Source organism: Mesorhizobium sp. P2_A8 (assembly GCF_056404935.1).
This window is the reverse complement of record NZ_JBFUDB010000003.1, coordinates 521,395-541,201: the sequence shown is the minus strand read 5'-3', so window position 1 is coordinate 541,201 and position 19,807 is coordinate 521,395. Positions and strand designations below refer to the sequence as shown.

The window sequence follows — 19,807 nt, the reverse complement described above, 5'->3', positions numbered from 1 at the left end:
GGACGAGACATGGACCAGCGCGTAAAACCCGCCCCGCATGAAATCCGGCGGGCGCGGACAGAGAATCCGAAGGCGCGCGAGCGTGATCTGGCCGCCCAGCTCGGCATTTCGGAGGCCGAGTTGGTCGCCGCGCATTGCGGCGACGGCGTCGTTCGCATGGAGCCTCGCGTCAACGATCTTTTGACCGGGCTCGAAGCCGTCGGCGAGGTCATGGCGCTGACCCGCAATGAAAGCGCCGTGCACGAAAAGATCGGCGTCTATGACAAGGTCGTCACCGGCAACCACAATGCCATGGTGCTCGGCGAGAACATCGACTTGCGCATCTTCCCGAAAGTCTGGGCGCACGGCTTTGCCGTGGAAAAGCGCGATGGCGACGACATCCGCCGCAGCCTGCAGTTCTTCGACGCGGCCGGCGATGCGGTGCACAAGGTGCATCTGCGGCCGGCTTCCAGCCTCTATGCCTATCAGAAGCTGGTCGGTGCGCTCGAATCGTCGAACCAGGAGCCGACGGTCGACATTTCAGGGCAGATTTCCGACGACGAGGCCCATGACGCGGATACGACCGCCAGTCTCGACGATCTGCGCGACCGCTGGAGCCGGCTGACCGATGTGCACCAGTTCTTCGGAATGCTGAAGACGCTGAAGCTCAGCCGCCGCCAGGCGGTGCGCATGGTCGGCCAGGACTATGCCTGGCTGCTCGACAACGATGCCGTCCGTGCCATGTTCCATCATGCTGCCGAGGGCGAGATGCCGATCATGTGCTTTGTCGGCAATCGCGGCTGCATCCAGATCCATTCCGGTCCGGTCAAATCCATCAAGCCGATGGGGCCGTGGATCAATGTGCTGGACGAAAGCTTCCACCTGCATCTGCGAACCGACCACATCCACGAGGTCTGGGCGGTGCGCAAGCCGACCAGGGACGGTCATGTCACCTCGCTCGAGGTCTATGACGCCGACGGCAAGATGATCATCCAGTTCTTCGGGAAGCGCCATGAGGGCGAGAGCGAGCGCGACGACTGGCGATTCCTGGCGGAGAACCTGCCGCGCATCCCAAGCCCGACCGCAGCCTGAGGACTACAGAAATGGTTTCCTTTTCCAGACTGGCGCCCGTCCTCCGGTTGGCGCTCGGGCCGGCGATCGGTCTTTCCCTGGCTTTCGCCCAACTGCAACCTGGCAACGCCACCGAGGGTGCGACGGTCTTTGCCGATCCCTCGAAGATAGCGGCCATTGGTGGCTCGATCACCGAGATCGTCTATGCGCTCGGCGAGGAGAAGCATCTGGTGGCTCGCGATTCCACCAGCCGGTTCCCGAAAGCAGCACTTGAGCTTCCTGATGTCGGCTACATGCGCCAGCTGTCGCCGGAAGGTGTCCTGTCGGTCAATCCGACCGGCATCCTGGCTCTGCACGGCAGCGGTCCCAAGGAAGCCGTCGATGTGCTGAAGAAGACGAGCATTCCGTTCATCGAAGTGCCGGAACACTATAGCCACGAAGGCATCCTGGAGAAGGTCCGCATCGTCGGCAAGGCGCTCGGCGTCGATGCCAAGGCCGAGGTGCTGGCCAGGGAGCTTGATGCCAAGCTCACGGCCGCCGAACAGCAGACAGCCTCGATCAACCAGCGCAAGCGCATCCTGTTCGTGCTGTCGATACAGGGCGGCAAGATCCTGGCCGCCGGCAACGAGACCGCCGCTGACGGCATGGTCAAGCTGGCCGGCGGGGTCAATGCCGTCGAGGGCTTTTCCGGTTACAAGCAGATGTCCGACGAGGCGATCATCACCGCCAGGCCGGACGTGATCCTGATGATGAGCAATGCCGGGCCTCCGGTATGGGACGACGAACTGTTCTCCAATCCGTCGATCGCCTCGGCGCCGGCGGGTGCCGCGCGCAAGCTGATCCGCATCGACGGTGCCTATCTGCTCGGCTTCGGGCCGCGCACGGCCGACGCCATCCACGACCTCGCCGTCTCGCTCTATGGCGGGCAGGTCACGGATTGAGCGGGGCGGATCATGGTCGATCAATCGATCGCCGGCCCGGTCGAGGTGATGACGGGTGCATCCGAAGGCGACCGCTCCGGCCGCGCCCGCATGGTCATCCTTCTGTTGTGCCTGGGGCTCGTCATTGCCGTATTGCTGTCGCTCACGTCAGGAGCATCGGACGCATCGGCCGTCAACGTCATCAGCGACTGGCTGTTCGGTACCGTGCCTGATCACGCCGCGCTGAGCGCCCGCGACAGCCTGATCGTCTACGACATCCGCCTGCCGCGCGTCATCCTTGGCATGCTGGTCGGGGCTGCTCTTGCCGTCTCCGGAGCGGTTATGCAGGGGCTGTTCCGTAATCCGCTCGCCGACCCTGGCCTGATCGGCGTTTCGGCCGGATCCAGCCTCGGTGCGGTTGCCGTCATCGTGCTCGGCGCCACGGTGCTGGCGCCGGTGACGGCCATGCTCGGCACGCTTGCGCTGCCGCTGGCGGCATTCTGTGGCGGGCTCGCCACGACATTGGTGCTCTATCAGGTTGCGACGAGACGGGGACAAACTTCGGTCGCCACCATGCTGCTCGCCGGCATCGCACTGGCGGCGCTCGCCATGGCGCTGACCGGCATCCTCATCTTCATGGCCGACGACCGCCAGTTGCGCGACCTGACCTTCTGGCAACTCGGATCGCTCGGCGGCGCGACCTGGTCGAAGATCGCTTCCGTTGGGCCGATCATCGTGCTGGCGCTGGCGGCGATGCCGTTTTTGGCCCGCGGCCTCAACGCGCTGGCACTGGGCGAGGCGACCGCAGGTCATCTGGGCATCCCGGTGCAGCGGCTGAAATACACGGCCATCGTCGGCGTGTCGGCCGCTGTCGGCGCCTCCGTCGCCGTCAGCGGTGGCATCGGCTTCGTCGGCATCGTCGTGCCGCATCTGCTGCGCCTGCTGATCGGTCCCGACAATCGCTATCTGCTGCCGGCGTCGGCGCTACTTGGCGCGTCGCTGCTGCTGTTGGCTGACGCCGTCGCGCGCACAATCGTGGCGCCAGCCGAATTGCCGATCGGCATCGTCACCGCGATCGCCGGTGCGCCGTTCTTCCTATGGATCCTGCTGCGCAAGCGCGGCGTCATTGATTTGTAGGATTCGGGGATGCGATTTGTGGATTTGTGAGGCTTGAATGATCGAGGCAAGGGATGTTTCGGTTGACATCGCCGGCAAGCGTATCGTTGCCGGTGTCGATTTCGCTGCGCGGCCCGGCGAGATCGCCGCCATCGTTGGCCCCAATGGTTCCGGCAAAACGACCTTCCTCAAGGCACTGTCCGGCGAACTCGCCTATACCGGATATGTCGCCCTCAACGGCCGCGATCTCTCGGCCATGAAACCGGTCGAGATTGCTACCCAGCGAGCGGTGCTGCCGCAAGTGACGACGCTTTCGTTTCCATTCACGGTGCGAGAGGTGGTCAAGCTCGGGCTTGTCGGCAGCCGCTCGGGCGTCCTGCCGGGCGAGGATGCGCGGCTGCCGGAACGGGCGCTGGCGCGCGTCGATCTTGACGGCTTTGCCGGACGTTTCTACCAGGAGCTTTCGGGCGGCGAGCAACAGCGTGTCCAACTCGCGCGCGTGCTGTGCCAGGTCTGGGCGCCGGTGCTCGACAGCAAGCCGCGCTATCTGTTCCTCGATGAGCCGGTTTCCAGCCTCGACATCAAGCACCAGCTGATCATCATGAACATCGCCCGCGACTTCGCCAGACGTGGCGGCGGCGTGGTCGCCATCCTGCACGACCTCAATCTCACGGCCATGTTTGCCGACCGGATTTTCGTCATGCATCGCGGCAGGCTCGCCGCCACCGGGTCGCCACAGGATGTGCTGAGCGACGATCTGATCGAAAAAGTGTTCGACTGCCGGCTCAGGATCGGCGTGCTGCCGGCCGGCAACGTGCCGTTCGTGCTGCCGCAATCGTCGGTCAGTTGATATTCAGGTGAGGCCGGCCTGCGAATGGCGGTTTCCTGTGCTTCCGGTACTCACGTACCCAAACGTACGCTCCGTTCCGGTTCTCGGACCCCACCATTCTCGACTCGGCCTGACGTGGGAGGCCGGAATCAGGCAGCGGGTGCGCGGCGCTCCACCAGCATGTCGATGCCGAGCAGGTTGCGCACATTCGGCCGCGCTGCCACGAGGTCAGCGATCGTGTAGCGGGCGAGCACGGCGAAGAACGCGTTCAGCGCCTCACGCAACGCCGAGTTCAGTGCGCAGCTGTCGACCAGCGGGCATTCGGCGGCATCGTTCTCGAAGCATTCGGCCATGGCGAAGCTCTCTTCCGTCACGCGCACGACATCGAACAGGCTTATTGCTTCGGCCGTCCGGCCAAGTTTGACGCCGCCATTCCTGCCACGCACGGTCTGGACAAGGCCATGCTCGACCAGCGGCTGCAAAATCTTGAACAGGAAAAGCTCCGACACCGAATAGGCGGCCGCGATCTCGGGGATGCGGCTCAATCGGTCGTCATTCGCCGCGCAATACATCAGGATGCGCATGGCATAGTTGGTCTGGCGCGTAAGCCGCATTTTGTCCTCACAAGGCACTGGTGCGGTGCAACCACGCCAGATTTCAAAACTTGCCGATGTGGCTTTGAAAATTTCGGATTCGCCACATTAGCCTGAGCGGAATATGGCCTATACCTTGGAACAATTCCAGACTGGCGTCGCACAATAGATGAATATCCTCCTCAACTTTGTGTGCGCAGCCGGACCAGACGCGGAGCGAATTCGGCTGTCACGGGCATTTCGCCTGATGAAACACTAAATAGGCCCGAGATCGACGAGGAGCGGCTCTTCCATGTCCCAATCGGCTCCTTCCCTGGCGCCTGTCCGTTTCGATGCCGACGCGGACGCCAAACTTTCCGCGTTGCGGCGTACCAAACTCGTGGCAGCGGCGGCGCTGGCGCTTTGCGTGCTGGTGTTTGCGGTCGCCAAATCGTTCGAGCACGCCTATCCATGGCTCGGCTTCGTCGCTGCCTTTGCCGAGGCCGCGACCATCGGCGGTCTGGCCGACTGGTACGCGGTGGTGGCGCTGTTCCGACGGCCGCTGGGGCTGCCGATCCCGCATACCGCCATCATTCCCGAGAACCAGAGCCGCATTGCCGACAATCTCGGCCGCTTCATCGAGGTGAACTTCCTCGCTCCGGAACCGGTGCGTGAAAAGCTTGCCGAGGTCGATTTTTCGGCGCTCGTCGCCGACTGGCTGGCCGATGCCGAACGCGCCGCCGGCCTGTCGCGCTTCGTCGTGCGTCTGGTGCCGCAGACGCTCGCCGCCGTCGAGCAATCCGGCCTGCGTGGCTTCGTCACCAGCCGCATGCTCGAGCAAATCGAAAAGGTGCCGCTGGCGCCGCTGGCCGCCGAGCTGTTGTCGGCGCTCACCGACGATCGCCGCCACCAGAAACTGTTCGACGAATTCACCAAGGTGATCGGCCGATTCCTCAACGACGAGCAGGCGCTGGCGACAATGCGCGAGAAGATCCGCGAGGAGCTGCCATCGCTGTTCAACCTGTTCCGCGCCGACGCCTATCTTTTGAAGAAGATCGTCGCTTCCGCCGGCTCGCTGCTCGACGAAGTGCGGGCCGATCCCGACCACCCGATGCGCGCCGAATTCGACCGTTTCGCTCTAGGCTTCATCGAAAAGCTCAGGACCTCGAAGCAATATGCCAAACGCGCCGAGAAGCTGAAGCGCGATTTCCTCGCTCGGCCGGAGGTCAGGGGACTGGCCGGCGATATGTGGGCGAGCCTCAGCCAGTTCATCGAGCAGGATACCAAGGCGCCCGAGTCGATCATCCGTGCGCATCTCGCCAACATGTTCGTCGAGGTCGGCCGGCATCTTGCCAGCGACGCACAGATCAGGGCCGACATGAACCAGGGCTTCGTGGTGGCGCTGGCTTCGTTCGTGGAGAGCCAGAAGAGCGGCGTGTCGAAATTCATCGCCGACCAGGTCAAGCGCTGGGATCTCGCGCAGCTGACGAGGCTGATCGAGATGAACATCGGCAGGGACCTGCAATACATCCGCTTCAACGGCATGATCATTGGCGGGCTTGCCGGTGTAGTGCTCTATGTCGCCGAGCGGCTGTTCCTCGTCGGCTGAAGCGCGAGCCTGGGTCGATTCCACTGCGTTCGAATGGACAGCCAGCACTTCGGTGCTATTCTCCGTCAGGGAGCCCAATCGGCGGCGACAAGGGGAGAAGACGATCATGGCCAAGCAACCGGAATCCGATTCCTTCATGGACATGTTCGGCAAGTTTGGCCGCGACTTGAAGGTGCCCAACGTCGATGTCGAGGCGATCCTCGCGCATCATCGCAAGAACCTCGAGGCACTGGAAAAATCGGCCCGAACCGGTGCTGCCGGAGCGTCGTCGCTGTTGTCCAGGCAGCGCGAGATGCTGCAGGACACGCTGCGCGAGATCACCGAGATGGCGCAAAGCTACAGAGCGCCGGGCAATCCGCAGGAATTGATGGCCAAACAGACCGAATTCGCCCGCAAATCCTTCGAGGCTGCGTTGAAGAATGCCGGCGAAGTGGCTGAACTGGCCAAGAAATCCGGCACCGAATCGGTCGACATCCTGCGCACGCGCATCAAGGAGGCGATGGAGGAAATCCGCGCCGGCTACGACAAGAAGTAGCGTTCTCTGGCCAAGGCGGCGTTTGTTGCCGCCGGCAGCCCCTGAAAGCCAGGAAATCCGGATTTGCCCTGCCACTGCGCCGGGCGGAGTGGCACGATCGCGGCCGAAATTGGCGGAACGGATTTGCACCGACCGAATTGACAGGGGCTGCCAGTTCGTGGTCCGGAGGCGTTTGAAGCGATCGGGAAACCAGGAATGAACGAAATACGGCCTAAGACGCCGCCGACCTACGCGCAATTGAGGACGATGGCCGGGCAGGAGCTTGGCGTGTCGGAGTGGACGACGGTCGACCAGAATCGCATCGACCAGTTCGCCGAATGTACAGGCGACCATCAATGGATCCATGTCGATCCCGAGAGGGCGCGACGCCAAAGCCCGTTCCGCACGACGATCGCGCATGGCTACCTGACGCTGTCGATCATCGGCGCGCTGGCGCTCGGCATGGGCATCGTGCCGGAGAATACCCAGGCCGCATTCAACTATGGCTTCGACAAGGTGCGTTTCCTGGCGCCGGTCAAGGTCGGCGCGCGCATCAGGCTGCGATCTACTCTTCTTTCGATGGAGGACAGGGGGCCGGGCCAGTATCTGATGAAGGCGGCCAATACGGTCGAGATCGAAGGCGAAGAAAAGCCCGCCCTGACAGCCGAAACACTGGTCATGCTCTACGAGCGCCGCAAACGGGCAGGGGCCTGAGAGCCTGTTTGGAAATTCTACTCTGGCGACTATCTGATGGCGGTTTCTGCGCTTCCGTTGCTCACGGACCGAATGTCCGCTGCGCTACGGTTCTCGAAACCATCGTCATATGACTCGCCAGAGCGAATTTCGAAACAGCCTCTGAGCGGCGTCCAACTGGACATCACGCTTCGATCGCATGCCGCCAAACTGGTCGCAGGTCACGAAACATTGGGTTCAGCGCGGCTAGCGGCGTGGGCCGAGAGCAGCGCAAGGAACAGCGCGATCAGCGCCAGCGCCGTTGCCGTCTGAAAGGTGACCTGCATCCCACGGGCGGCGGCCCCTGAACTCAGAATGTCCTCGCCAATGCCTTGCTGTTCCCCGGCCGACGCGACGGCGAAGACGGCGCCCATCAACGATGCGCCGGTGATGAGGCCGAGATTGCGCGAAAGGTTGAGCAGGCCGGAGACGACGCCGCGCTCGCTGGCGCCGACACCGGTCATGACGGCTGCATTGTTGGACGTCTGGAACAGCGCATAGCCGATGCAGCTAATGGTGATTGGAACGACATAGCTGGCAATGCCGAGTTTCGTCATGGCGAGCGACAGCAGGAACATGCCGGCGGCAAGGGCGAGCAGACCGGCGACCATCACTCCATGAGCGCCGAAGCGATCGGTCAGGCGTCCGGCCAGCAGCGCCGACAGGGTCGAGACAAGCGGGCCGGTCGAAAGCACGAGGCCGACCATTGCGGCATCGAGCCCGAGCCCGCGCGACAGATAGAACGGGGCAACCACCAGGGTCGCCATCATCACGGTGGCAACGATGAGGCTCATGGCCAGGCTGGCGCTCAGTTGGAGGTCGCGGAAGCTGGCAAGCTGGATCAAGGGGTTTTTCACTTTCGCCTGCGAAGCGGCGAACAGAACGGCGCCGATGCCGGCAGCTATCAGCAGACCGATGTTGAGCGTATCGAAATTGCCTCTGCCAAGCGTCATGGCCAGCGCATAGGCGGCCAGCGTCAGGGCCAGCAGGGCGGTGCCCACGGCGTCGAACTTGCCTCGATCAGTCCGCGCCTTGCTGTCGGCCGGCAAGGAACGCCAGGCGAGAGCGAAGGTCAGCACACCCAGCGGGACATTGATGAGGAAGATCGCCTGCCAGCCGAAGCCCGCGATCAAGAACCCGCCCAGCGACGGACCAAGTGTCGTGCCGATCGCGGACATGGCGCCGAGCAGGCCCATGGCGCTGCCGGTTTTAGCCTTGCTTACCGTCTCGGCCACAAAAGCCAGCGTCAGCGCCATCATTAGCGCCGCGCCAAGCCCCTGCACGGCCCGCGCGGCGATCAGCAGCCAGAGTGTCGGCGCCAGGCCGCAGAGTACGGATGCCAGCGTGAACAGCGCGATGCCGCCAAGCAGCAACGGCCGGCGCCCGAACATGTCGGCCAGCCGTCCGGCGCTGACGATCAATGTGGTGATGGCGAGCAGATAGGCGAGAACAACCCACTGCACCGACTGGAACGAAGCGCCGAAATTCTGCATCAGCGACGGCAGGCCGACGCTGGCAATGCTGGTTCCAAGCGACGACAGCAGCGTTGCGAGCGAAAGGCTTGCCAGCGCCCAGCGGTCGGATTGGACCTGTGGCGGCGCCGATACGCGCCGATTTTGCTCAATGATTGCCAAGGCGATCTCCTTTCCATCGGCTCCAGAACCGGAGCCATGGGAGGTCTAGTCTCTCGGTTGATGTGGCGGAAGGCGCAGCATTTGCATCTTATTCATGCACCAAACGCCATATCCCATGCTATGGTCCGCCTATGGCATCGCCCGATCTCAATTTGCTCGTCGCTCTCGACATCCTGCTCACCGAAGGCAGCGTGGCGCGCGCCGCCAACCGGCTGCGCCTCAGCCCCTCGGCGATGAGCCGGACGCTGGCGCGGCTGCGCGAGGCAACGGGCGATCCGCTACTGGTTCGCGCCGGTCGCGGCCTGGTTCCGACACCGCGTGCGCAGGAGTTGCAGCAGCAGGCTGGTCGCGTCGTTCAGGATGCGGAAGCGCTGCTGCGCCCTGTCAAGCTCCTCAACCTTTCAGGCCTCGCCAGGACCTTCACGCTGCGCACCAATGAAAGCTTCGTCGAGGAGTTCGCGCCGCGCCTTGTCGCCCGCATCGAAGCGGAGGCGCCTTGCGTGCGGCTGCGTTTCGCGCCGAAGTTCGACAAGGATGTCACGTCGCTGCGCGAGGCGGCGATTGACCTGGAAATCGGCGTCGCCGGTGAAACCGGACCAGAGATGCGCATCCAGGCGCTGTTTCGCGACCGCTTCATCGGTGCCGTTCGAACTGGCCATCCCTTGAGCGAGGGCGTCGTCACGCCCGCGCGCTACGCGGCCGGCCGCCACATCAGTGTTTCGCGGCGGGGCCGCGAGAAAGGGCCGATCGATGAAGCCCTGGAGCGGCTTGGACTCCAGCGGACAGTCGTGTGCATGGTTTCCGGCTTTTCGGCCACGCTTGCCATGGCGCGCGCGTCCGACCTGATCGCCAGCGTGCCCGAGCGGCACACGGAAGGCGCGCGCGCCGGCATGCACAGCTTTCCACTACCGGTTGCCACTGTGGAGGTCACCATCTCCATGCTTTGGCACCCGCGTCTCGATGCCGATCCGGCACAGCGCTGGTTGCGCGACTGCGTGCGGGAGGTCTGTGCGGCCCGCTGACCGACAACCGTGCGCAATCAATTCGCCATCGCCGCCTCAAGCACCTTGAAAATCCGCTCGTCGGCGCATTGGGCAACGTTGAAGCGCAGGAAGCGGCTGGCTGTCTGGGACAGGCTGAACGCATTGCCGGGCGCCAGCACGATGTTGTCGGCTAGGGCGCGGCGGGCGACTTCGGCCGCATCGACGCCATCCGGCAGGCCGCACCACAGGAACAGGCCGGCCGGCTGGTCGATCCAGGGCGTGATGCCGATTGCCTTCAGGCGGGCACTCGTCTCGCCCATGGCGCGCGAAAGCCGCGCCCGCAGCAGATCCATATGCTTGCGGTAGCTGCCGTCCTTCAGCAGCGTCAGCACCAGTTCGGCCGCAAGCCGGCCGCCGCCGAAGGTGGTGGCGATCTTGAGGTCGGTCAGGCGCTCGATCCAGTCGCGGGGCGCCGCGATGTAGCCGCAGCGAACCGACGCCGACAGCGTCTTGGAGAAACTGCCGATCTGGACGACCCGGCTCAGGCCATCGAACGCCGCCAGCCTGGGGGCGGGCGCATGTTCGAAATCGGCAAAGATGTCGTCCTCGACGATGGTCAATTCCGACTGATCGGCGAGCTTGAGCAGGCGGTGCGCGGTGACTGGCGACAGGATCGCGCCGGTCGGATTGTGGATGGCGGAATTGGTGATGTAGAGGCGCGGCCGGTGCTCGGTGAGCGCCTGCGCGAACAGGTCGATATCCGGTCCCGACGGCGTGTAGGGAACGCTGACGACCTTGGCCCTGTGGGCGCGCAGCAAGGCGTGAAAATTGAAATAGCAGGGATCATCGACCAGCACCGTGTCGCCGGGCTCGATCAGGAAGCGGCACAGCAGGTCAATGGCTTGCGTGCCCGATTCCGTCAGCATGATCTGTTCTGGCGAGGCTTCGATGCCGTGCTCCGCCATGCGCCGCGCAAGCAGTTGCCGCAGCGGCGGCAGGCCGAGCGGCGTGCCGTAGTCGGCAAGCGCGACATCGTCGGCACGCGCCACGGTGCGCAATGCCCGGCGCAACCCTGCCTGGTGCATCCAGGAGGCCGGCAGCCAGCCGCAGCCGGGTTTCAGGATGTCATCGCCTGTCTCCAGCGACTGGCGCGAGATCCAGAGCGGATCGACGGCGCGGTCGAGCCGGGGGCCAATCTCGGCCAGAGACAGCGGCGCCAGCGATCCGGCGGCATAAAACCCCGAGCCCGGCCGGGACCGGATCGCGCCTTCGGCGGCGAGCCGCTCATAGGCTTCGACCACGGTGGACTTGGACACTTGCATGGACTTGGCGAAGGCGCGGATCGACGGCAGTCGCGCTCCCGGCGTCAGGCTGCGCGCGGCAATCCGCTGGCGGATGGTCGCCATCACGCTCTCGATCAGGGTGAGCGTGTCTTCGGTTTCCAGCGCGAGTTCCGTCATCCGTACTGCCTAGTTGACCATTACAGTTTTGTAGAAGTGTACTCCATTGTCTCTGGCTGCACCATAGGCGTCGGCCCGATAGAGGGCGAAAGAAATGGAGCCTGGAATGGACAAGACGGCGAGTGGCTGGGTGAACGGATTCATCGGCGTGTTGATCTTCAGCGGCTCGCTGCCGGCGACGCGTGTGGCGGTGATGGATTTCGATCCGATCTTCCTGACGACGGCCCGCGCGGCGATTGCCGGATTGCTTGGTCTGGCAATGCTGCTGTTGTTCCGGCAGAAACGTCCGCAGCGCGGGGATCTGCTGTCGCTGGCGATCGTCGCACTTGGCGTGGTGGTCGGCTTTCCCTTGCTGACCGCTCTGGCGCTGAAGCATGTCACCACGGCCCATTCCATCATCTTCGTCGGCCTGCTGCCGCTGGCGACGGCGATCTTCGGCGTGCTGCGCGGCGGTGATCGCCCGCGCCCGGCGTTCTGGCTGTTTTCGTGCGTGGGCAGCGCGCTCGTCGCGGGCTTTGCGCTGACGCAGGGCGTGACAGCCTCGCCGGTCGGCGATGGTCTGATGCTGGCCGCCATCGTCGCCTGCGGCCTGGGCTATGCCGAGGGTGCGGCGCTGTCACGCAAGCTCGGCGGCTGGCAGGTGATCTGCTGGGCGCTGACGCTGTCGCTGCCGATCATGCTGATGCTGACTTTTGCGACGCTGCCACCATCCTTTGCCGGCGTCGGCTCCAACGCCTGGATCGGTCTCGCCTATGTCTCGCTGTTCAGCATGCTGATCGGCTTCGTCTTCTGGTATCGCGGCCTGGCGCAAGGCGGCATCGCCGCGGTCGGGCAGTTGCAGCTTCTGCAGCCCTTCTTCGGCCTCACGCTGGCGGCGACGCTGCTGCATGAGCAGGTCAGTTCGCTGATGGTCGTCGTCACGCTCGGCGTGGTGCTGTGCGTGTTCGGTGCGAAGAAATTTGCGAGATAGGCCCGGGGAGGCGGTTCCCGCCGCTATGTCTCTTTGTTTTGACGCAATTCCCTAAGGGAAGCGCTACGCGCTTTTCCCGGGAAAACCGCTTCACACTTTTCCTGGAATTGATTCAGAACTTCGTCACCACGCCGATGCCGATGCCCTCGAAGCCGCCCATGGCCATCAAGGCGGCCGGCGCCTCGTCGAGGCTGATCTTCTTGCCGACCAGCAGTTCGGGCTGGAGCTTGCCGTTGCGGATCATCTCCATCATCGCCTGGTAGCGATAGGCCTGCATGCCGTGGCTGCCGAGGATTTCGAGCTCGAAGGCGATCACCTTGTCCATCGGCACCTGCGGGCGGGCGTGCTCGCCCAGCATCAGGCCGACCTGCACATGGCGGCCGCGCCGGCGCAGATTGGCGATCGAATTGAACGAGGTGGTGGGGTGGCCGAGCGCGTCCATCGACATATGCGCGCCGCCATTGGTGATCTGCTTGACCGCCTTGACCACATTCGGCGTTTTCGACGCGTTGATGGTGGCGACCGCGCCGATCTTCTTGGCGAACTCAAGCTTCTCGTCGGTGAGGTCGATGGCGATGACATTGGCGCCCATGGCGCTGGCAATCATGGTCGCCGACAGGCCGACGCCGCCGCAGCCATGCACCGCCACCCATTCGCCCGGCGTCACCCGGCCCTGGTCGACAATGGCGCGAAACGAAGTGACGAAGCGGCAGCCGAGGCTGGCGGCGGTGGCGAATTCCATTTCGTCGGGCAAGCGCACGAGATTGGTGTCGGCGTGTTCGATGGCGACATATTCGGCGAACGAACCCCAGCCGGTGAAGCCAGGCTGCGTCTGATGCTCGCAGACCTGGTGATTGCCCGATGAGCATTCGAAGCAGCGGCCGCAGCCGACGGCGAACGGCACGGTGACGCGTTCGCCGGCCTTCCAGCGGGTGACCTGCTTGCCGGCGGCCACCACGATACCGGCCAGCTCATGGCCCGGCACATGCGGCAGGCGGATGCTGTCGTCATGGCCCATCCAGCCGTGCCAGTCGCTGCGGCAGAGCCCGGTCGCCTCGACCTTGATCACGACGCCATCGGCAGCCGGTTTCGGATCTGGAACGGTCTGGATCGTCGGCGCTTCGCCGAATTTCTCGAAGACGACGGCTTTCATTGGCAACTCCCAACCTTCACACGACCCGCGGGAAGATAGCCGATTCCCTGTCGGGTCAAGCGGAAATCAATTCCGCCAGACATGGTCGCGTCGATGCTCATGCTACGTGTCGGCCAATGAAATCTCACTCGGCATCGATCTGGTTCTGGGGCGCCGCCTTCTGGAAGGCCGAAAGGGCCATGCAGGCGGCGTTGATGCGCGCGATCGTCGGGTATGGCGTCATATCGACGCCGAAGCGGGCATTGTTGGTGACCTGCGCGGCCAGGCAGATGTCGGCCAGGCCCGGTGTGTTGCCATGGCAGAACTTTCCGGTTTCGGCCGAGGACGCCAGGATTGTCTCAAGCGGCTGAAAGCCTTCGTTCACCCAGTGGCGGAACCAGTTGGTGATGTCCTGGTCGCCGGCGCCGAACAGGGTGCGCAGCGAGGTCAGCACGCGCAGATTGTTCACCGGATGGATGTCGCAGGCGATCATCTGCGCCAGCATCCTGACTCGCGCCCGGCCAAGAGCGTCGTTCGGCAGCAGCGGTGGTTCGGGGCTGGTCTCGTCGAGGAATTCGATGATCGCCAGCGATTGCGTCAGCAGCGTGCCGTCGTTCCAGATAAGCGCCGGCACCAGACCTTGCGGATTGACCGCGAGATAGGCAGGCTCCAGGTGCTCGCCATGGCGCAGGTGGTGCGGGACGTAGTCATAGCTCAGCCCCTTCATCTCCAGCGCGATCCGCACCCGATAGGAGGTGGAGGAACGATAGTAGTTGTGCAGGACGATGCCGCTCATGCGCTCACTTCGGTTGGCCGATGGTCACTTCGATCGTGCCGATGCCGTCGACGCCGCCGGTCATCGTGTCGCCCGGACCGACCGCGCCGACGCCGGCCGGGGTGCCGGTGAAGATCAGGTCGCCGGGTTCCAGCTCCATCGCCTCGCTGCAGATCGACACGATATCGGCGATCGGCCAGATCAGCTCGGCGAGGTCGGCGTCCTGCCTGACCTTGCCGTTGACGGCGAGCCAGATGCGGCCCTTTTGCGGGTGGCCGGATTTCTGAGCGGGGACCAGCGGGCCGCAAGGCGCGGAACGGTCGAACGCCTTCGACCAGTCCCAGGGCCGCGCCATCTTCTTGGCTTCATCCTGCAGATCGCGGCGGGTGAGGTCGATGCCGACGCCGTAGCCCCAGACATGATCCAGCGCCCTGTCGCGGGCGATGCGGAAGCCCGGTCTGCCGATCGCGGCAACCAGCTCGATCTCGTGGTGCAGATTGGCCGTCAGCGGTGGGTAGGGGATGGTGGCGCCGGAATCGACCACCGCGTCGGCCGGCTTGGTGAAGAAGAAGGGCGGATCGCGCTCGTCATTGCCGAGTTCGCGAATATGGGCGGCGTAGTTGCGGCCAACGCAGAAGATGCGGCGCACCGCAAAACGTTCGGGCGAACCTGCAACGGCCACCGATGATATTGCGGGCGAGGGAAGGACGAATTCTGTCATGTGGGTCTCTGCTTGGTTGCCGGAACATTCGGCCGATTTGGGCGCCCGGGCAATCGAGAAAGCGCCGGCGGCGCTTTCCGACGGAGATGGCGATATACTATTTGGCAATAATCTGGCCATGGTCGCGAGGTTATTCTAACGCGCGTCGCGTTTGAAACGGATTGAGGCGCCGCGCGTTAGGTCTTTGTCTCATGCATGTCGTTCACCCAAAACCGGGGCCACTTTTGGGCGACATGCATTAATCGCCCCTGAACCGAAATGAACCCCATGACCGCAACCCACGATCGCGCCCGGTTCCTGATCATCGACGACCACCCGCTGTTTCGCGAGGCGCTGCACAGCGCCGTGCAGATGGCCTATCCGGAAGTCGACACGGTGGAGGCGCGCTCGATCACCGAGGCGCTCGATCTTCTGGCTGGCGCCAGGCCGTTCGATCTGGCGCTGCTCGACCTCAGCATGCCCGACGTGCACGGCTTTGAAGGCTTGCTGCAGCTCCGGACCCGCTATCCGCGCCTGCCGGTGGTCATCGTCTCGGGCCATGAGGAGCCGAAGATCATTTCCGAAGCGCTGTCCTATGGCGCCGCCGGCTTCATTCCGAAATCGGCGCGCAAGAGTGATCTCGCCGCCGCCATACGCTCGGTGATGGAGGGCGCGATCTATGTGCCGGAAACCTACGAAGGCCGCACGCCCGACGCCGACAGCATCGACCGCGCCGACATGGTGCAGCGCCTGTCGACGCTGACGCCGCAACAGCTGCGCGTGCTGCAGATGCTGCGCCAGGGCCTGCTCAACAAGCAGATCGCCTACGAGCTGCAGGTCGGCGAAACCACGGTCAAGGCGCACGTGTCGGAAATCCTGCGCAAGCTCAATGTGTACAGCCGCACGCAAGCGGTGATCGAGGTGTCGAAGCTGGACAATGCGGAGCTGTTTCGCGATCAGGCGGGGTTTTGAGTTCGCCTACAGCGTTGGTTAGGCGAGCATTCTAAAAGTGCACTGTCACCGTAATTCCGAATTCTCTAGTGGTGAAAATATTTAGGTGAACTAACTCCAAATTCCATATCACCCTCCATGGTAAAACAAAAACACCACCTATATTCTTCGTCAATAAAATAATGATGCTGTGGAATAGAAATTATATCAAAAATCGCTATTTTCATAGCATCTAACGATCCTTTTAGCGCAAAATTAGTTAATCCGTCGCCAACATATATGGCATTGCCGGACAATTTATTTTCTGATATCACGCATTTAAAAAAATCAACAAAAGAGATGATGCGCATGTCCTCGTTATATTCCGTGCGCGTAATAAAATCTGGCAACCTTTCCCACTCAATTTTTGATCCAATAACAGGATAGTATTGCGATAGTCGCTTAAATATCAATTTTGAATCGCCGGCATCAATAATATCACCAGACGAAAACATATTTTTTAAAGACATCTTAAGCTCTTTTTCGTAGTAATTCATATTATTTTCCGTCAAATTGTCCTATTATTTTATCTACTAGGGATTGGCTCCCGTCAAAGCTGAATGTCGCCTTCTCCTTTGCGGCCCATGTATTTATGTGCGCGCCGTGGCGACTATCGAATTCGACCCGGAAGCCAACTTTGCCGTCCTCGGTCATCATGCCGATTGCCTTGCCTGCATTGTCACCGAACTTCCCTATGGTCGCCTTGTCAGCCTTGAACGCTCGCGCTGAAAGCCAATCGAGTGCTAGATTCCTCACTTGATTGAAATCTTTCAAGCCCGCTGCAGCAGCTTCTGCCATTTTGGCTTTGCCAACAGGGCTTTCAACCGCAACGAGTCCAGCGGCGATTTCCAGAGAATTGCCAAATGCAGGTGTGTCATACTCGGCGCGCATTCTGTCATACATCGGCGCATAGAGCGGGCCTATCGGAGGGACACTTCCAGAGATTCCAAGTGCTGTATTCCATCCGGCCTTGGCCGTATCAAGAAGTGCGCTTTTTATTGACTTCTTGTCTCGTATTTCAAGGTTAATGTTCTTGTCGACTACGTGGGATTCACTTACTTTCTGCGCCTCTTTGCTCGCGCCCTCTCCCCCAAGAAGCTCCTTTCCTGTGATCGCATCTACTTGGGTCTCTCCTCCATCGGCGTGCCCATTCGGATCGCTCCTATTGACCGGATCATTTCCCGCATACGCATACCGATTGGTCCCAACCCCTGGCAGTGTCGGATCCCAACCATCCGGCGAAATAAACCGCCCCAGCACCGGATCCATGTATCTGGCATTGAGGTACAGCAGCCCCGTCTCGGGATCGAAGCGTTCGCCGATGTAGCCCTTCTGCGTCTGGAAGCCTGTATTGAGGCGTTCGCCATAGGCGGCGTAGTTGGTCTGCTCGACGATGGCGCCTGCGGCATCGGTGACCATGCGCACCGAAGCCAGGTGATCGCGGTGCAGGAAGTATTTGACGCCGTTGACGACCTTGATGTCGGGGTGGGGATACCGTGTGTAGATTTCCGCTCCCGGTGTTTTCGGATCGATCTCGACCGAGGCGTCAGGATAGATAGTGGTGGCGAAAGCGGAGTTCTTCTTCGCCCGAGCACCGTCCGGTCCATAGGTGAGGTTGACGGTGTTGGAGGCCAGCGTGACGGTCTTCAGCCGGTTGGCTTCGTCCCAGACGAGCGTGCGGCTGCCGTCTGATGTCATGTTACCATTGGCGTCATAAGCCAGCGTATTGGTGCCGACCGAAGTTGGAGCGTGCGGACGCGCTGCTGTGCTTGCCGGATAGACATAGGTGCCGGCCACACGGTAGCGCGAGATCAGATTGTCGTTGGCGGCATAGACGAAGAGTTCGTCGAGCGTATTGTCGCCAAGATTGTTGGCCGAGACCAGCCGGTTGGCATTGTCATAGATATAGTGCCAACTGCTCGTGGCCGAGATCCCGGTAATGTCGACGATACGACCGAGGCTGTCGCGCGCATACTGGTCGTAGAGCAGGACGGTGGCGCCTTTTTCCGTTTTGACGCCTGTCAGCCAGCGCCGGGTCGGCGAATAGGTGAAGGACGTTTTGACGCCGTTGGCGTAGGTGATCTCCTTCGTCTGGCCGTCGGCTTCGTAGATCGTCGAGGTGATGTAGCCGGGAACCGCGTACAGCCTGTTGCCGGCGGTGAATTGCAGCGGCGCAGCCGAGGTGCCGAAGTCGAGCTGTGCCGGCAGATATTGCGTAGCGATCGCCTGGCCGGAGCGATCGCGAACCGTGGTGGTGGTGTGGGTCAGCGTACCGATCGTGGCATCCTGGCGCGCCACCTTGCCAAAACCGTCATATTTGTAACTCTGCGTGGCGGCGGTGTTGGTCGACGTCGTCAACTGCCCGATATTGTGATAGTTCGCCGCCTCGTCATAGGCATTCAGTGTCAGAGTCACCGGGCTGCCGCCAGGCGCTGTCGCCGTCTTCAGCGTCAGCCGGTCCATCTGGTCGTAAGTGAGATTGGTGACCACGCCCCTGGCATCGGTCTGTTTGATCAGCCGGTTGACGCCGTCATAGACATAAGTCCAGGTGCCCAGATCGGGGTCCGACGCCGACAGCCGGTTGCCCATCATGTCGTAGGTGTAGGTCCAGTTCGAGCCGCCGGGATCGGTGACGCCGATCAAGCGGCCGAGAGGGTCGTAATTGCGGTATTCCACCAGGGAGAGGCCAGTGGCATCGCGCACGATGCCGCCAGTTGCTCCAGCGTTCCCACCAAATTACGGTGACAGTGCACTTTATTATTGAATGTGGAATTACGAGGCGGGGCGAGCATGGTAACAGAGGACATCACCGTAATTTCTCATCACAGTAATTCACTATATTTCTTTGCTTTTCTCCATTCCTCTTCAAATTCATCATTTCTTATTTTTCTCGCTAAGAATCCGCCATGAGCGTTGATTTCTTCTATTTTTTCAAAACGCTCTGGAGAAAGCCATGTCTTGCCAACTTCTACCCCTTCCCCGGCGAGACCGAATTTTCCATCGGCATAAATTTCAACCTTTCTGTTCTCAAAATTGTCATCGTCAAGCTCGTGGAGCGTTTTCACAGGAATTCCGTTTTCTTGATTTCGAGTGATTACCTCCGCATACCACATCAGTTCTCTCCGAAGTTCACAAACCTGCACTGTCACCGTAATTCGAAAGAAGTTTTACTGTCACTCAATTGAGAATCAGCGGGGCTGCTTCAAAAGGTTATGAATGCGCCGAAAATTTTCAACACAAGGGCCATCCTGTTGTAAAATATTAACTTCATCTTCGTCTACCTCGACTATTTCGATACAATTCAAATAGGGTGAGCCAAGTCCAACAAAATAACCGGTAGCTTGCGCCGCCATGACGTCCGCCTCTAATTTCAGGAGGGCTTCACTGTTGTCGGGTTCCAAAAAAGAGCCGTGCTCTGTATCTGATTGCTTCGAAATCCATTCGGTCTCCAACCAATTTCCACCAATGGGCACCAGCCCTAGGGCGCGAAAAAGGCGCGATCGGGAGTCACCAAGAGACCAAATTCTGACGGCTCCGCCAGACGAAATCAATGCCACTCCCGTTTCGAGGCCGTCGTAAAAGTCAAACGGTATGATCATCCTAAAATAGGGATTGCGATTTGATCCGCGATGTCGTGCGAACTCGCGCAGGAAATCATTTGAAGAGGTCATTCCACACCTGTGCCAATTCCTTGGTGGCAGCGGAAGGAAACATCGCGGTATAGTGGCCTGCGTCCTTTGCCGTCTTTTTTAAGCCAATCCCAGCGGCGTAAAGAGATGACGCAGGCGTACGACGACCGTTCTTCCTGCGTACTCATTTCC

At 61.6% G+C, this 19,807-nt stretch carries 20 protein-coding genes; 10 read left to right on the top strand and 10 right to left on the bottom strand.

Annotated elements, in window-relative coordinates; translation table 11 throughout:
• The first annotated feature begins 9 nt into the window (after nucleotides 1–9).
• Genes AC1D10_RS12225 through AC1D10_RS12210 form a run of 4 tightly spaced genes read left to right on the top strand, consistent with a single transcriptional unit; the run spans nucleotide 10 to nucleotide 3,936 of the window.
• Nucleotides 10–1,071 (top strand): hemin-degrading factor, encoded by a 1,062-nt coding sequence (locus AC1D10_RS12225; RefSeq protein ID WP_477271932.1) that lies wholly within the window; start codon nucleotides 10–12, stop codon nucleotides 1,069–1,071.
• Between the two features lie 11 nt (nucleotides 1,072–1,082).
• Nucleotides 1,083–1,991 (top strand): heme/hemin ABC transporter substrate-binding protein, encoded by a 909-nt coding sequence (locus AC1D10_RS12220; RefSeq protein ID WP_477271930.1) that lies wholly within the window; start codon nucleotides 1,083–1,085, stop codon nucleotides 1,989–1,991.
• 12 nt (nucleotides 1,992–2,003) lie between these two features.
• On the top strand, nucleotides 2,004–3,107 hold the full coding sequence (locus AC1D10_RS12215) for a FecCD family ABC transporter permease (protein ID WP_477271928.1): 1,104 nt from the start codon (nucleotides 2,004–2,006) through the stop codon (nucleotides 3,105–3,107).
• A 37-nt stretch (nucleotides 3,108–3,144) separates the two neighbouring features.
• Complete coding sequence (locus AC1D10_RS12210) at nucleotides 3,145–3,936, top strand: heme ABC transporter ATP-binding protein (protein ID WP_477271926.1); 792 nt, start codon at nucleotides 3,145–3,147, stop codon at nucleotides 3,934–3,936.
• Between the two features lie 128 nt (nucleotides 3,937–4,064).
• Here AC1D10_RS12210 and rirA read toward each other — a convergent pair whose 3' ends face one another.
• The gene (gene rirA, locus AC1D10_RS12205) at nucleotides 4,065–4,529 is read right to left on the bottom strand and encodes an iron-responsive transcriptional regulator RirA (protein ID WP_258594224.1); all 465 of its coding nucleotides are present in this window, start codon (nucleotides 4,527–4,529) and stop codon (nucleotides 4,065–4,067) included.
• Between the two features lie 271 nt (nucleotides 4,530–4,800).
• On the opposite strand from rirA, the gene AC1D10_RS12200 reads away from it, so the two are divergent.
• From AC1D10_RS12200 to AC1D10_RS12190, 3 genes are all read left to right on the top strand, one after another.
• Nucleotides 4,801–6,096 (top strand): DUF445 domain-containing protein, encoded by a 1,296-nt coding sequence (locus AC1D10_RS12200; RefSeq protein WP_477271924.1) that lies wholly within the window; start codon nucleotides 4,801–4,803, stop codon nucleotides 6,094–6,096.
• A gap of 106 nt (nucleotides 6,097–6,202) precedes the next feature.
• Entirely contained in the window at nucleotides 6,203–6,631 is a 429-nt protein-coding gene (locus AC1D10_RS12195; protein WP_477271921.1) for a phasin family protein, read from the top strand.
• 195 nt (nucleotides 6,632–6,826) lie between these two features.
• Nucleotides 6,827–7,324 (top strand): MaoC family dehydratase, encoded by a 498-nt coding sequence (locus tag AC1D10_RS12190; protein WP_477271919.1) that lies wholly within the window; start codon nucleotides 6,827–6,829, stop codon nucleotides 7,322–7,324.
• Between the two features lie 200 nt (nucleotides 7,325–7,524).
• Here the strand turns inward: AC1D10_RS12190 and AC1D10_RS12185 are convergent, their stop codons facing one another.
• Nucleotides 7,525–8,976 (bottom strand): MFS transporter, encoded by a 1,452-nt coding sequence (locus AC1D10_RS12185; protein ID WP_477271917.1) that lies wholly within the window; start codon nucleotides 8,974–8,976, stop codon nucleotides 7,525–7,527.
• A 131-nt stretch (nucleotides 8,977–9,107) separates the two neighbouring features.
• On the opposite strand from AC1D10_RS12185, the gene AC1D10_RS12180 reads away from it, so the two are divergent.
• Entirely contained in the window at nucleotides 9,108–9,998 is an 891-nt protein-coding gene (locus tag AC1D10_RS12180; protein WP_477271915.1) for a LysR family transcriptional regulator, read from the top strand.
• 17 nt (nucleotides 9,999–10,015) lie between these two features.
• On the opposite strand, the gene AC1D10_RS12175 is transcribed toward AC1D10_RS12180, so the two are convergent.
• Nucleotides 10,016–11,419, bottom strand: a complete 1,404-nt coding sequence (locus AC1D10_RS12175; RefSeq protein ID WP_477271913.1) for an aminotransferase-like domain-containing protein — start codon at nucleotides 11,417–11,419, stop codon at nucleotides 10,016–10,018.
• A gap of 106 nt (nucleotides 11,420–11,525) precedes the next feature.
• On the opposite strand from AC1D10_RS12175, the gene AC1D10_RS12170 reads away from it, so the two are divergent.
• Nucleotides 11,526–12,389 carry a DMT family transporter gene (locus tag AC1D10_RS12170; protein WP_477271911.1) on the top strand — a complete coding sequence of 288 codons (864 nt, stop codon included), beginning with the start codon at nucleotides 11,526–11,528 and terminating at the stop codon, nucleotides 12,387–12,389.
• A gap of 112 nt (nucleotides 12,390–12,501) precedes the next feature.
• On the opposite strand, the gene AC1D10_RS12165 is transcribed toward AC1D10_RS12170, so the two are convergent.
• From AC1D10_RS12165 to AC1D10_RS12155, 3 genes are all read right to left on the bottom strand, one after another.
• Complete coding sequence (locus AC1D10_RS12165; RefSeq protein ID WP_477271909.1) at nucleotides 12,502–13,542, bottom strand: zinc-dependent alcohol dehydrogenase family protein; 1,041 nt, start codon at nucleotides 13,540–13,542, stop codon at nucleotides 12,502–12,504.
• 124 nt (nucleotides 13,543–13,666) lie between these two features.
• Nucleotides 13,667–14,317, bottom strand: a complete 651-nt coding sequence (maiA, locus tag AC1D10_RS12160) for a maleylacetoacetate isomerase (protein WP_477271907.1) — start codon at nucleotides 14,315–14,317, stop codon at nucleotides 13,667–13,669.
• Between the two features lie 4 nt (nucleotides 14,318–14,321).
• Nucleotides 14,322–15,017: a fumarylacetoacetate hydrolase family protein gene (locus AC1D10_RS12155; RefSeq protein ID WP_477271905.1), complete on the bottom strand. Its 696-nt coding sequence runs from the start codon at nucleotides 15,015–15,017 to the stop codon at nucleotides 14,322–14,324.
• Nucleotides 15,018–15,284: 267 nt separating this feature from the next.
• Here AC1D10_RS12155 and AC1D10_RS12150 point away from each other — a divergent pair, with 267 nt between their 5' ends.
• On the top strand, nucleotides 15,285–15,968 hold the full coding sequence (locus AC1D10_RS12150; protein WP_477271903.1) for a response regulator: 684 nt from the start codon (nucleotides 15,285–15,287) through the stop codon (nucleotides 15,966–15,968).
• 65 nt (nucleotides 15,969–16,033) lie between these two features.
• Here AC1D10_RS12150 and AC1D10_RS12145 read toward each other — a convergent pair whose 3' ends face one another.
• The 4 genes from AC1D10_RS12145 to AC1D10_RS12130 all read right to left on the bottom strand — a co-directional run bounded on the left by AC1D10_RS12145 (nucleotide 16,034) and on the right by AC1D10_RS12130 (nucleotide 19,657).
• On the bottom strand, nucleotides 16,034–16,483 hold the full coding sequence (locus tag AC1D10_RS12145) for a hypothetical protein (protein ID WP_477271901.1): 450 nt from the start codon (nucleotides 16,481–16,483) through the stop codon (nucleotides 16,034–16,036).
• Between the two features lies 1 nt (nucleotide 16,484).
• A complete protein-coding gene (locus tag AC1D10_RS12140; RefSeq protein ID WP_477271899.1) occupies nucleotides 16,485–18,689 on the bottom strand; it encodes an RHS repeat-associated core domain-containing protein in 2,205 nt (734 codons plus the stop codon).
• A 119-nt stretch (nucleotides 18,690–18,808) separates the two neighbouring features.
• Complete coding sequence (locus AC1D10_RS12135) at nucleotides 18,809–19,099, bottom strand: DUF6881 domain-containing protein (RefSeq protein ID WP_477271897.1); 291 nt, start codon at nucleotides 19,097–19,099, stop codon at nucleotides 18,809–18,811.
• 75 nt (nucleotides 19,100–19,174) lie between these two features.
• On the bottom strand, nucleotides 19,175–19,657 hold the full coding sequence (locus AC1D10_RS12130) for a hypothetical protein (protein WP_477271895.1): 483 nt from the start codon (nucleotides 19,655–19,657) through the stop codon (nucleotides 19,175–19,177).
• Nucleotides 19,658–19,807: the final 150 nt, after the last annotated feature.